Origin of the sequence: Oerskovia paurometabola (assembly GCF_016907365.1) — a bacterium.
GTDB classification, from domain to species: domain Bacteria; phylum Actinomycetota; class Actinomycetes; order Actinomycetales; family Cellulomonadaceae; genus Oerskovia; species Oerskovia paurometabola.
In genome coordinates this window covers 3,344,318-3,356,436 of sequence record NZ_JAFBBV010000001.1, presented here as the reverse complement: position 1 = coordinate 3,356,436, position 12,119 = coordinate 3,344,318, and the positions used below count along the sequence as shown (strand labels likewise).

At 74.4% G+C, this 12,119-nt stretch carries 9 protein-coding genes; 3 read left to right on the top strand and 6 right to left on the bottom strand.

Features of this window, described 5'->3' with window-relative positions:
* Positions 1-8: 8 nt before the first annotated feature.
* The 6 genes from JOD48_RS15070 to JOD48_RS15045 all read right to left on the bottom strand — a co-directional run bounded on the left by JOD48_RS15070 (position 9) and on the right by JOD48_RS15045 (position 7,303).
* Entirely contained in the window at positions 9-1,190 is a 1,182-nt protein-coding gene (locus JOD48_RS15070) for a winged helix DNA-binding domain-containing protein (protein ID WP_204809663.1), read from the bottom strand.
* A 275-nt stretch (positions 1,191-1,465) separates the two neighbouring features.
* The gene (locus JOD48_RS15065) at positions 1,466-2,758 is read right to left on the bottom strand and encodes a DUF58 domain-containing protein (RefSeq protein ID WP_204809662.1); all 1,293 of its coding nucleotides are present in this window, start codon (positions 2,756-2,758) and stop codon (positions 1,466-1,468) included.
* A 24-nt stretch (positions 2,759-2,782) separates the two neighbouring features.
* Positions 2,783-3,886: an AAA family ATPase gene (locus tag JOD48_RS15060; RefSeq protein WP_372440801.1), complete on the bottom strand. Its 1,104-nt coding sequence runs from the start codon at positions 3,884-3,886 to the stop codon at positions 2,783-2,785.
* A gap of 83 nt (positions 3,887-3,969) precedes the next feature.
* The gene (locus JOD48_RS15055) at positions 3,970-5,229 is read right to left on the bottom strand and encodes a DUF4350 domain-containing protein (RefSeq protein ID WP_307824177.1); all 1,260 of its coding nucleotides are present in this window, start codon (positions 5,227-5,229) and stop codon (positions 3,970-3,972) included.
* Positions 5,226-5,975: a DUF4129 domain-containing protein gene (locus JOD48_RS15050; RefSeq protein WP_307824176.1), complete on the bottom strand. Its 750-nt coding sequence runs from the start codon at positions 5,973-5,975 to the stop codon at positions 5,226-5,228. The genes JOD48_RS15055 and JOD48_RS15050 overlap by 4 nt, the downstream gene beginning before the upstream one ends.
* The gene (locus JOD48_RS15045; RefSeq protein ID WP_204809661.1) at positions 5,972-7,303 is read right to left on the bottom strand and encodes a DUF7847 domain-containing protein; all 1,332 of its coding nucleotides are present in this window, start codon (positions 7,301-7,303) and stop codon (positions 5,972-5,974) included. The genes JOD48_RS15050 and JOD48_RS15045 overlap by 4 nt, the downstream gene beginning before the upstream one ends.
* Positions 7,304-7,510: 207 nt before the next feature.
* Between JOD48_RS15045 and mtrA the strand changes: the two genes are divergently transcribed.
* The 3 genes from mtrA (at position 7,511) to JOD48_RS15030 (ending at position 11,711) form a co-directional block, all read left to right on the top strand.
* Positions 7,511-8,194 (top strand): MtrAB system response regulator MtrA, encoded by a 684-nt coding sequence (mtrA, locus tag JOD48_RS15040; protein ID WP_030150009.1) that lies wholly within the window; start codon positions 7,511-7,513, stop codon positions 8,192-8,194.
* 101 nt (positions 8,195-8,295) lie between these two features.
* Complete coding sequence (gene mtrB, locus JOD48_RS15035) at positions 8,296-9,984, top strand: MtrAB system histidine kinase MtrB (RefSeq protein ID WP_191790910.1); 1,689 nt, start codon at positions 8,296-8,298, stop codon at positions 9,982-9,984.
* Positions 9,981-11,711: an LpqB family beta-propeller domain-containing protein gene (locus JOD48_RS15030; RefSeq protein ID WP_204809660.1), complete on the top strand. Its 1,731-nt coding sequence runs from the start codon at positions 9,981-9,983 to the stop codon at positions 11,709-11,711. Before mtrB ends, JOD48_RS15030 begins: the two co-directional genes overlap by 4 nt.
* The last annotated feature ends 408 nt before the right edge of the window (positions 11,712-12,119 follow it).

Genomic DNA, 12,119 nt, shown 5'->3' with positions numbered 1-12,119 from the left:
AGGCCGCGCTACGTGCCCGCGACGGTGACGACGTGCTCGGACGCCTCGGGTGCGACGAACCGCAGCAGCTCACCGCCGCGTGCGTCGAGCGCGGCCCGCTGCGCGCGCGTGAACGTGTGCCCGAGCGGGACGACGTCGAGGTGCGCGACGGCGTCGGGCGTCGTGGCCGAGCGCGTCCCGGTGCGGCGCACCTTCCACGTCGCGGCCACGTAGCCGTCCACGAGGACCGTCCCGGGCACCTGACCGTTGACGGTCGTGATGGCCTTGCGGCGGACGTCGTCCACGACGCGCGTGCGGTCCGCGTGACCCAGCACCAGGTTGTCGAACTCGGCCACGAGCACCAGGGGAGCGGGGGCCTGCGCACCGGGGCGCGGGGCGTCGGGCAGGTCGAGGTACTCCTTCCCGTCGGGCCCGGTGAAGGTCACGAGCTCGGGCCGCAGCCGCCCGACGGCGTCGCGCAGGCCCGTCAGCCCGGCCCACCGCTGGGCGTCCATGACGGTCGCGGGGCCGAACGCCGCGAGATAGCGGCGGACGAGGCGCACGAGCGCAGCGGCGCGTTCGTCGGGGTCGAGGAGCGTGCGGCTCGGCCGTCCGAACCAGGCGTCGGCCGTGGTCCAGGTCGTCGTCGTGCCAGGGCCGTTCGCGCCCCACAGCCCGCGGGGCGTGACCTGGACGAGGGGGAGGAAGCAGCGGGCCGTGTAGGCCAGGTGCTGAGGGTGGACGTCGGGCCAGCGCTCGCCGAGCAGTCGCCCCAGGTCGCCCGAGGTCAGGGGGGACCCGGTCAGGAGGTCCCGCGCGGCCGAGGCGACGTCGTCGAGGTTCGTGCCCACGAGCGCCTTGGCGTGCGCGCTGCCCGTGCGCACCCCGGACTCGAGCAGAGGGCGCAGGGCACCGGGGAGCTCGAGGGCGTCGTCGGCGGTGACGAGGTGGACCGTGCCGCGCATGACCGCGATGCGGGTCACCGACCGGTCCAGGAACCTGTCCGCGAGGTCGTCGGTCCGGAAGCCGTCGAGGCGTGACCACAACCCCGGGTAGGGGCTCGTCGGAGCCTGCGACTGGAGTCCCACGAGGTGGTCCACCTCGGCGACGGGGGCCCACGGCGCGGGGGCGAGCAGGTGCTGACGGGCCAGGAGCGCCCGGTTGAGGTCGTCGAGGCTGAGGGTGGGCCCGTGGCGGCCGTCGGCGGTCATGGGACCATCCTGCCGCGCGGCGCCCCTTCAGCGCGGCGTCGCGGGCCGGTCGGGTCAGAAGATCAGGAAGCCGAGCGCCGGGATGACGAAGGTCGCGGACAGCGCGAAGATCACGATGATCGCGACCCGTCGGTTGCGGGCTTCACGGTCGCGCGGGGTGGCCGGTCGGGTCACGGTGGTGCTCCTCGGGAGATGGGGGTTTCCACCTCCAGCCTAGGCGGTGGGGTGGGAGCATCTCGACGGGCCGTGTGACGGTGCGGTGAGGGCGCCCGGCGTCAGAGGCGTCCGGCCGCCTTGAGCGCGAGGTAGGTGTCCGCGAGCCGGGGCGCGAGCTCCTCGGGCAGCCCTTCGACGACCTCGACGCCCTTGCGGGACAGCACGGTGCGGACCGCGGTGCGCTCGAGCTCGACGCGCGCCGCGGCGGCGGCGTCGTAGACCTCGGCGCTCGAGTCCCGGGCCGCGCGCAGGGCAGCGACCTCGGGGTCCGCGACCGAGGCGACGACCACCTGGTGCGTGGACGTCAGCTGCCCGACCACGGGGAGCAGGCCGGTCTCGACCGCGGCCGGGTCGAGGGTCGTGAGCAGCACGACGAGCGCGCGCTGCGAGAGCCGCTGGTGGACCGAACCCACGAGCCCTGGCCAGTCGGTCTCGAGCAGCGCGGGCTGGACCGGCGCGAGCGCGTCCGCGAGCGCGGGCATGAGCCGGGGGCCGGCCGCCCCCGCGACCCTGGCGCGCACGCCGCGGTCGTACGCGAACAGCTCGACGCGGTCGCCCGCGCGTCCCGCGAGGGCCGAGAGCAGCAGGGCCGCCTCGATGCTCGCGTCGAGCCGCGGCTCGTCACCGATGCGCGCGGCGGACGTCCGGGACGTGTCGAGCACGATCAGGACGCGGCGGTCGCGCTCGGGGCGCCAGGTCCGCACGACCATGTCCGCGCGGCGGGCCGAGGCCCGCCAGTCGATCGAGCGGACGTCGTCGCCGATCACGTACTCGCGCAGCGAGTCGAACTCCGTCCCCTCGCCCCGCACCTGGACGGCCGAGCGGCCGTCCATCTCGCGCAGCCGTGCGAGCCTGCTCGGCAGGTGGCGGCGCGAGGCGAACTCGGGGAGCACTCGCAGCCGTCCGGGGACGTCGAGCGAGACCTGGCGGGCGGCGAGCCCGAGCGGGCCCGCCGAGCGGATCGTGACCGCGCCCGCGGCGCGGTCACCGCGCCGCGTCGGGACGAGCGTGGTCACCAGGCGTGCCGACTCCCCGGCGGGCAGGTCCACGGCGTGACGGTTGCGCTGGGCGCCCGCGGAAGGAGCCCACGCGTCGCGCACCACGGCCCGCAGGCGCCGTCCGCTCAGGTTCGTCACGACGAGCTGCGACGTCGTGCGCCCCGTGAGGCGCACCGATCCGGGCACGCGCCGTTCGACCGCTACCTGGCGCGGCGAGGCCGCGAGCATCACGTCGAGCGCGCACAGCGCCCCCACGACGAGCGCCCAGAGCAGCACGGTGCCGTACGAGGGCACCACGAGGACGGCGACCACGCCCAGGGCCGCCAGCGCGACCGCGCGCCACGTCAGAGCCATGTCATCCCTTCAGGCTGCCGGCGCTCAGCGCGGTACCGGCACGGAGGCCAGCACCGTGTCGAGCACGCTCTCGGCGGTCACGCCCTCGAGCTCGGCCTCGGGCCGGAGCTGGACGCGGTGGCGCAGCGTCGGGTGGGCCAGGGCCTTGACGTCGTCGGGCGTGACGTACCCACGACCCGACAGCCACGCCCACGCGCGCGAGGTCGCGAGGAGCGCCGTGGCACCACGGGGCGAGACACCGAGCGACAGCGAGGGCGAGTGGCGGGTGGCGCGGCACAGGTCCACGGCGTAGCCGAGGACCTCGCGCGAGACCTGGACCTGGGCGACCTCGGCGCGCGCGCGGTCCAGGACCTCGCGGCCCGCGACGGGGCGCACGCCCGCGGCGGCGAGGTCACGCGGGTTGAAGCCCGCGGCGTGCCGCGCGAGGACCTCGATCTCCTGGTCGCGCTCGGGCAGCGGCAGGACGAGCTTGAGCAGGAAGCGGTCGAGCTGGGCCTCGGGCAGCGGGTAGGTGCCCTCGTACTCGACGGGGTTCTGCGTCGCGATGACGAGGAACGGGTCCGGCAGCATCCGCGGCGTCCCGTCGACCGAGACCTGGCGCTCCTCCATGGCCTCGAGCAGCGAGGCCTGGGTCTTGGGGGGCGTGCGGTTGATCTCGTCGGCGAGCAGCAGGTTCGTGAAGACGGGGCCCTCGCGGAACGAGAACTCGGCCGTGCGTGCGTCGTACACGAGCGAGCCCGTGACGTCGCCCGGCATGAGGTCCGGCGTGAACTGGACGCGCTTGGTGTCCAGGTCGAGCGAGGCCGCGAGCGTGCGCACGAGCAGCGTCTTGGCGACACCGGGCACGCCCTCGAGCAGCACGTGGCCCTTGCAGAGCATCGCGATGAGCAGGCTCGTCACAGCGGCGTCCTGGCCCACGACGGCCTTGCCGACCTCCGTCCGCACGGCCGCGAGGGCCGCGCGGAGCTCGTGCGAGGGACCCGACGGCGCAGCCTGGGTGGGTGCGTCGGCGACGGCGTGCGCGACGGGGGCGGCGGGCGCCTGCGGGACGGGGGCGCCGTAGGCGGGCGGCTGCGCCGGGGGCTCGGCCTGGCCGTGGGGGTGGGCGGAGGACGGCGCCGTCTGCACGGGCTGCTCCGGCTGTGCAGGCTGCGGCGGCGCGTAGCGGTCCGCGGGCTGCTGATAGGGGTTCGACCCCTCGGGGTGGTGCGTCACGGGTGGAAGACCTCGCTCTCCAACTGGTCAAGGTGACGCGCGAGCTCGAGCAGCGCTGCGTCGTCGGCGGGTGGTGGGCCGTACAAGAGGTGCGCGACCTGCTCGGCCGGGCGGTGCGTGGCGCGGACGATCGCGTCGATCAGCACGGGCGCGGCTGCCGACCGCGGCAGGCCCAGCCGCGAGGCCATGCGGTCGGCGCCGTGGGCGCGCAGGCCGGCCGCGGCGTGCCCGCGGGAGCGGGACCGGCGGTACAGGCGGCCGCGGCCACGCGTCGTCTCGGACGCGCGGACGACGACCGGGAGGTCCTCGGTCACGAGCGGTCCGAGGCGGCGGCCGCGCCAGAGGGCCGCGAACAGGGCGACGACCAGGAGCTGGACGAGCACGATCGTGACCCAGGGAGGCAGGGCAGCCGCCCCGACCGAGGAGTCGCCGGTCGACGAGGTGTCCAGCAGGTCGGGCACGAACCACGTCAGGGTCTCGTGGCGACCGAGCGCACGCAGGGCGAGGGCGGCGTTGCCGTCCTGGTCGACGCGGGCGTTCGTGAGCAGCGTCGCGTCGTCGAACGCGACGACGCGACGCTGACCCTCGTGGACCAGGTACGCGCCCGTGTCCGGCGGGCTGTCGTCACCGGGGAAGCAGACGACCGAGCCTGGTCCGGACGCGGTCAGGCCGAAGCCCGTGCTGCGGATCTCCTCGGCGGCGACCGCGTCGGGGTCCGTGCACTGCGGGCTGCGCAGGGAGTCGGGCGACGACCAGTCGTCGCCCAGGGACGCGGTCCCGTCGGTCGCGCCCTCGAGCAGGTCGTAGCCGGGCTCCAGGAGCACCAGGTCGGCCTCGGTCGCGAGGAGTGCGTCGACCTGCTCGGGCAGCAGGTTGAGGTCGGACGTCACGAGGAGCGTCGTCCCGGCGTCGGCGCGCGAGGCGGCGTCCGCCGTCGTGGTCACGTACGCGACCTCGACGCCCTGGTCACCGAGCACCTGGGCGAGGGCCCGGGCTCCGTTCGGACCGGCGTTGTCCGGGGCGAGCGGGGTGCTCGAGACGGCGGGCCGCGACAGCGCGGCGAGTCCCGCCACGATCGCCACCAGGAGGAGCACGGCGAGCGGCCAGCGGGCCGCACGCCACCGGCGCGCCGCCCGGGACCTGGCCGTGGTGCCGTCGCCCGTCACCCGCACCGGGACGTAGGCGGTCGTGACGGCCGGGGCGGACGTGTCGGGGGCGGAGACCGGGGGCGGCGGTGCGTCGAGTCCAGTGGTCACCGGGAGCCTCCGGAGGGGGTGGGCACCTGGGCGGGGGAGTCCGGCTCCGGGGCCCCGAGCAGGTGGGCGGGCGGGGTCGGCGTCGTGGCGAGCGTCGCCGCGTCGAGCTCGCGCAGCGCCTGGTCGGCCGCAGGCCCGACCGACACCTTCCCGTAGCGGACGTCGTCGAACAGGCGTGCACCGGCCGCGAGCCGCTCCGCGAGCGCAGGGAGGCGCACGGCGGCGTCGTCCGCGGCCTCGTGGGCCGTGCGCCCGGGGCGCGGGTCCAGGATCACGCGCTCCTCGAGCGAACGCACGACGGCGCGGTAGCGCTCGACGACGGCGGTCGGCCAGTCGCCCGTCGAGGCGGCGGCGTCGGCCGCGGCCCGGAGCTCCTTGGCGGAGCGCTCGTCGTCGTCGAACACCGCGACCGACGAACGGGCCTTGCGGGACAGGCGGACCGGGCCCGTGACCACGTAGGCGACAACCGCCACGACGAGGACCAGCCCGACGATCACGAGCGAGGCCACCACGGGGTTCACGTCGAGGACCCGGACGTCGGTGAACAGGCCGGTCAGCCAGTCGACGAAGCGCGACAGGAGCGAGGGCTGGTCCACGTACACGGGGTCGAGGAGCTCTTCCTTCAACCACTGTCGTGCGGTGTCGGCGTCGGGCACGACCGGGACGTCGGCACCGACCCCCAGGCCGAGGCGCGCCGGAGCAGCCGCCTGCCAGGCGGCGAGCGACGCAGGGAGCGCGCCGGTCACGCCGGGCCGTGGCCCGCGTGGTCTTCGGCCGCGGCCGTGAGCTCGACGTCCAACCCCTCACGGCGCATGCGGACGTCGATGTAGAGCAGCGAGACGACGCCCGCGAGGAACACCGCGCTGATGACGCCCGTGACGATCGACCCCACGGCCACGACCGCGTACATCGCGAACATGCTCCAGATCGAGAGCATGCCGCCGATGATCCCGAACGGCTGCGAGACGAGCCAGGTGATCGTGCCGACCGCGATCGAGGCCAGGAGGTAGATCCCGAGCAGCCGCCAGAACGAGCCGCGAGAGACCGTCCAGCCGCGCTTCACGCCGCTCGCGAAGCCCTGGCCCTCGAGGACCATGGCGGGCGGGACGAGGAGCGTGCGGACGAGGAACCAGCCGCCGAACACGGCGAGACCCAGCAGCCCGAGGAGCGCGACGGCGATGCCGAGGCCGACGTCCGCCGTGAACGCGAGGACCGTGAGGAGCAGGTAGACGAACCAGACGGCCCCGAGAGCGATCGACCAGAGGATCGAGAAGCCCAGCAGGGGCCAGATCTTCGACTTCGCCTGGGCCCAGACCTCGCTCGCGCTCGCCTTGCGACCGATCACGGACTGGCCCACCGAGGTGATGAGCAGGCCGTTGACGACGGGCATCGCGAGGGCCAGCACGACCGATGACACCATCGAGGCGCCGAGCAGGGGGAACATCTCCGTGAGGCCCGTGGCGTCGGCGCCCATCTCGACGCTCAGCTCCGCCTCGATCTGGGCGAGCTGGGGCGAGAAGATCCCGCTGATCAGCACGCCCAGCCCGAGCCCGAGGACCGTCGCGATCGCGATCACGGTCGCGCTCATCCCGAGCATCACCTTGGGGTTGGCGCGGATCGCGCCGAACGCGCCGTCGAAGATCTCGCCGAGGCTCAGCGGGCGCAGCGGGATGATGCCGGGCTTGTTCGCGGGGGGCGCGTAGGGCTTGCCCGCGAACGACGGCGGACCGTAGCCGGGCTGCTGAGGCCCGCCGTACTGCGGGGCGCCGTACTGACCGGGCTGACCGGGCTGACCGGGCTGGCCGTGCTGGCCGTACTGGGGGGCGCCGTACTGACCGGGCTGGCCGGAGGGCTGGCCGTACCGGCCGGGCTGGCCGTACTGCGGCTGCCCCCACGCGTTCGACGCGGGCTGGGTCGGGGCGGGCTGACCGGGCTGCGCCGGAGGACCGTACTGACCGCCCTGAGGGGGCGGCCCGCCGGCGGGCGGCGTCGATCCCGGCGGCTGCGGGGCGCGCTGGCCGTAGCGCGGGGTGTCGTCCGGTGCTGGCGTGCCGGCGTCGTCGGGCGTCGTCATCTGCTCTGCTGTCCCCGCTCGGTTCTGTCGGGCCCGTGGGCTCGTCCTGGTGAGGCCGTGCAGGACGCCGCGAGGGTGTCCGGCCCGGTAGCGGACCACCCTAGTACGGGGGACCGGCGGACGCGGTGGCCGGGCCGCTCGGGTGAACACTGGACGCCGTACGGTGGGTCGGACCGACGACCCCGCGGTCGATGGCAAAATGGGGCCATGAAGGTACGTGTGCTTGTGGTCGACGACGACACCGCTCTCGCCGAGATGATCGGCATCGTGCTGCGGTCCGAGGGGTTCGACCCGGTGTTCTGTGCGGACGGAGACCTCGCCCTGGCGACGTTCCGCAGCACGCAGCCGGACCTCGTCCTGCTCGACCTCATGCTGCCGGGCAAGGACGGCACCGAGGTGTGCCGCCTGATCCGTGCGGAGTCGGGGGTGCCCATCATCATGCTCACGGCCAAGAGCGACACGGTCGACGTCGTCCTGGGCCTGGAGTCCGGCGCCGACGACTACATCTCCAAGCCGTTCAAGCCCAAGGAGCTCGTGGCGCGCATCCGGGCGCGCCTGCGCCGCTCGGACGAGCCCGCCCCCGAGCACCTGGCGATCGGCGACGTCGAGATCGACGTGACCGGGCACCGGGTCACGCGCGACGGCCGCCCCATCGCGCTGACGCCCCTCGAGTTCGACCTCCTGGTCGCGCTCGCCCGCAAGCCGTGGCAGGTCTTCACGCGCGAGGTCCTCCTCGAGAAGGTCTGGGGCTACCGTCACGCGGCGGACACGCGCCTGGTCAACGTCCACGTGCAGCGCCTGCGCTCGAAGGTCGAGCACGACCCGGAGAACCCGGAGATCGTCCTGACCGTCCGCGGCGTCGGGTACAAGGCGGGCGCGGCGCGCGGGTGAGCGCTCCGTCGCTGCGCGCTCGGGTGGGGCGGTCGTTCCGTCGTGCCCGACGACGGGTGCGCGCCGCGGTCGGCCGGCTCACCTGGCGGGCACGGTCGTCGATGCAGCTGCGCGTGGTCGGGACGGCGCTCGTCGTCGGGGTCATCACGGTCGCGGCGCTCGGGGCGTACCTGTCGAGCACGATGCGGGACGGGCTGTTCGACCAGCGGCTCGAGCAGATCAACGTCGAGAGCGCCAACTCGATCCAGCAGGCGCAGAGCCTGTTCACGGCCTCGGTGTCCAAGACCAAGGACTCCGAGATCCAGACGCTCCTGCTCGACGTGCACAACACGCTGCGCACGAGCGGAAGCCCCGACCGCAAGATCTTCCTCATGCGGCCCGAGGGAGCACCGTCGCGCCTCAACGACGTGAGCACCGACAACCAGCTCGCGAGCCTCGTCTCGGACGAGCTGCGCGACGCCGTCATGGAGAGCGACGGCCGCGAGCTCCAGTCGGTCGCGATCCCGCGCGACCCGTCGGACCCGAGCTCTCCCGTCGATCCCGGGGTGCTCGTGGGGTCGAAGGTCCAGGTGCCCACGGTCGGCACCTACGAGCTGTACTTCCTCTACACGCTCGCGCCCGAGCAGGAGACCCTCTCGTTCCTGCAGCGCACGCTGGTCGTCGGTGCCGTGTTCGTCGTGGGCATCCTGGGGCTCATCACGTGGGTCGTGACCCGTCAGGCCGTCCAGCCCGTCCGTAACGCCGCGGGGGTCGCCGAGCGTCTCGCGGACGGGCACCTGAACGAGCGGCTTCCCGTCAAGGGCCACGACGAGCTCGCGACGCTCGCCCGCTCGTTCAACGAGATGGCGGAGAGCCTGCAGCTCCAGATCGGTCGGATGGAGGAGCTCTCGCTCCTGCAGCGCCGCTTCGTGTCGGACGTGTCGCACGAGCTGCGCACCCCGCTCACGACGATCCGGATGGCGGGGGAGGTCCTGCACGCGTCGCGCGACGACTTCGACCCTGCGTCCAAGCGGTCGGCCGAGCTGCTCCAGACCCAGCTCGACAGGTTCGAGGACCTCCTGGCCGACCTGCTGGAGATCAGCCGGTTCGACGCGGGGGCCGCCCAGCTCGACGCCGAGCGGCGCGACGTGCGCGACGTCGTCAACGCCGCGGTCGAGCTCGCCGCTCCGCTCGCGGAGCGCAAGGGCGTGTGGATGTCGGTGCACCTCCCGGACGGGGCCGTCACCGCGGACGTGGACCCGCGCCGCGTCGAACGCATCGTGCGCAACCTCGTGGTCAACGCGATCGAGCACGCCGAGGAGAAGCCCGTCGAGATCACGGTCGCCCACGACCGCTATGCGGTCGCGATCGTGGTCCGTGACCACGGTGTGGGCATGACGCAGGAGGAGGCGCTGCACGTGTTCGACCGCTTCTGGCGGGCCGACCCGGCACGTGCTCGCACCACCGGCGGGACAGGGCTCGGCCTCGCGATCTCGCTCGAGGACGCGCACCTGCACGGCGGGTGGCTCGAGGTCTGGGGTCGTCCGGGGCAGGGAGCCGCCTTCCGGCTCACGCTCCCGCTGCGCGCGGGGATCCGGCTCGAGGCGTCGCCCCTGCCGTTGGTCCCGCAGGACCCGACCCGCGGACGTGGCTTCCGCCCGCCGACCGGGCAGATCGAGCGGGTCGAGGACCCGACGGAGGGGACCACGAGCCCTTCGGCCCTGCCCGTTCTGCCCGACGAGAACCTCACGTTCGTCCGTCACGGCGTCGCGGACCGGCCCGGCGCGACCGTCGACGAGGAGGAACGATGACCGACCGACGACCCGGCAGGACCCGGGGTGCTCTCGGGGCGGGTCTGGTCGCGGCGGCCCTGGCGCTGTCCGGCTGCGCGTCGATCCCCACCTCGGGCCCGGTGATCCGCGGCAGCGACGTGGTGCAGGGGTACAACGCGCCGGGGCTGCGCGCACGGGGACCTGTCGCGGGGGACGACCCGGTGCGGATCGTGTCGGGCTTCCTGACCGCGCAGGCGGCCGGCCCGGCGGGCGACTTCGACGTCGCCCAGGAGTTCCTCACCGACGCAGGCGCCTGGAGCTGGGAGTCCCAGGTCCTGGTGTTCGACGGCGACCTCGACCTGACCGTCGACAAGGAGGCCATGAAGTCCGGGCAGGTCACGGTCACGGGCAGCGCCACCGTCGTCGGGGCCCTGGACAAGCGCGGCGTCTACACCGAGGACGTCCCCGGCGTGGCGGGTGCCGTGCCGGTGTCCTTCGGGCTGGTGCGTCAGGGCGACGGGCAGTGGCGCATCGAGACGGCCGAGGACGGGCTGCTGCTCTCCGAGAGCAGCTTCCAGGCCGCCTTCCGGCAGACCCGCCTGTACTTCCCGTCGGCCGACCGCGAGGTGCTGGTCCCCGACGACCGCTGGTTCCCCAACCGGGGGTGGCAGACGAGCGCCGTCACGGAGATCCTGGTGGGGCCCGTCGAGTGGCTCCGGGGGGCGACCGCGCCCGTGGTCCCCGAGGGGACGCGCCTGAGCATCGACGCGGTACCGAGCGAGGGCGGAGTCTCCGAGGTCCGGCTGACGGACACCATCTCGCTCGCGCCCCCCGAGGACCGTGCGCTGCTCAAGGCACAGCTCGAGGCGACGCTCTTCGACGCGTTGCCGCTCACCGTCAACCTCTATCGCGGGGAGGACCTGCTGAGCACCCCGACAGGCGGGGCCGTGCCCATCAAGGCCGTGACGGAGGGGAGCGAGGTCGTCGCAGCTCAGGGCGAGGTCAAGGTGCTCGACAGCGGAGCGGACGAGGCGGTGTCGTTGTCCCCTGCCGTCTCGCTCGCCGGGACCACGGCGACCGCCCTGGCGCAGGGCAGCGACGCGCGTCCGCTCGTGGTCCGCGACGGGACGGGCAGCCTCGTGCGGCTCGCGACGAAGAACCTGCCCGAGGTCCCGCTCCTGACCGGGGAGGACCTCCTGGCCCCGACCGTCGACCGGTTCGGTGGGGTGTGGTCGGGGCCCACGGCGCAGCAGGGCGCGCTGCAGGTCGTCCGGGGGGACCTCGCGGAGGCGGGTGACCCCGTCACGGTCGCCGCGCCGTGGTTGGCCGGACGCACCGTGCAGTCGATCCGGGTCGCGCACGACGGAGCCCGGATCGCGGTGGTCAGCTCGGACGGCCTGGTCACCCGGGTGGACGTCGCCGGCATCGTGCGCGACGAGAAGGACGTCCCGACGGGGCTCTCGGAACCCTTCCGCGTAGGCGCCCCGATCACCTCGGCCTCGCAGGTCGTGTGGGCCGACGAGACGACGCTCGCGGTCCTGGGCACCGACGAGACGGAGGCCGCGCCGACGGTCCATCTCGTCCTGGTCGGAGGGGAGACCACGCGACTCTCGCCGGTCGCAGGTGCGACGGCGATCAGCGCGGGCGACGGCGACCGGACGGTCCAGGTCCTCACGCAGGACGGGACGCTGTTCGGGCGCAGCCGGTCGGGCGCGGTCTGGGAGAAGCGGATCGAGAACGTCGCGCTGCCGACGTTCCCGGGCTGAGGCCGGAACGGCTCGCCGCCCGGTGGTCTGACGACCCCCTGGCCCTGCTGGTGCGGACCGGCCAGGCTGTGGGCCCTGCCCGGCCCTGCCCGGCCGTGCCCGGCCGTGCACAGGCCGTGCGTGCCGCTCCCCGTCCACAGGGCGCGTCCTGCACCCCGCGCGGTGCGCGGCGACCTGGCACCCTCGGGCCGTGCGCGACCGCCCCCAGCAGCCCGACCTCCTCCGCCGCGACGGCCCGCTAGCCGGCTGTCCCACCGGCCCGCTCGCCGCCGTGCGCGGCTGGGCGCGGACGCTCGCGCGCCTGCTCGTCCCGGTCGAGTGCCCGGGCTGCGGCACCCCGGACGTCGCGCTCTGCCCGGCCTGCGCCGGGGTGCTGCGGACGGCCCCGGCGCGCAGGGAGGCCGACGC

Bases quoted from the DNA above. Each gene is read 5' to 3' on its own strand.
- JOD48_RS15045 (WP_204809661.1), bottom strand. From the start codon at position 7,303: ATGACGACGCCCGACGACGCCGGCACGCCAGCACCGGACGACACCCCG.
- JOD48_RS15030 (WP_204809660.1), top strand. From the start codon at position 9,981: ATGACCGACCGACGACCCGGCAGGACCCGGGGTGCTCTCGGGGCGGGT.
- mtrA (WP_030150009.1), top strand. From the start codon at position 7,511: ATGAAGGTACGTGTGCTTGTGGTCGACGACGACACCGCTCTCGCCGAG.
- JOD48_RS15065 (WP_204809662.1), bottom strand. From the start codon at position 2,758: ATGGCTCTGACGTGGCGCGCGGTCGCGCTGGCGGCCCTGGGCGTGGTC.
- JOD48_RS15070 (WP_204809663.1), bottom strand. From the start codon at position 1,190: ATGACCGCCGACGGCCGCCACGGGCCCACCCTCAGCCTCGACGACCTC.
- mtrB (WP_191790910.1), top strand. From the start codon at position 8,296: ATGCAGCTGCGCGTGGTCGGGACGGCGCTCGTCGTCGGGGTCATCACG.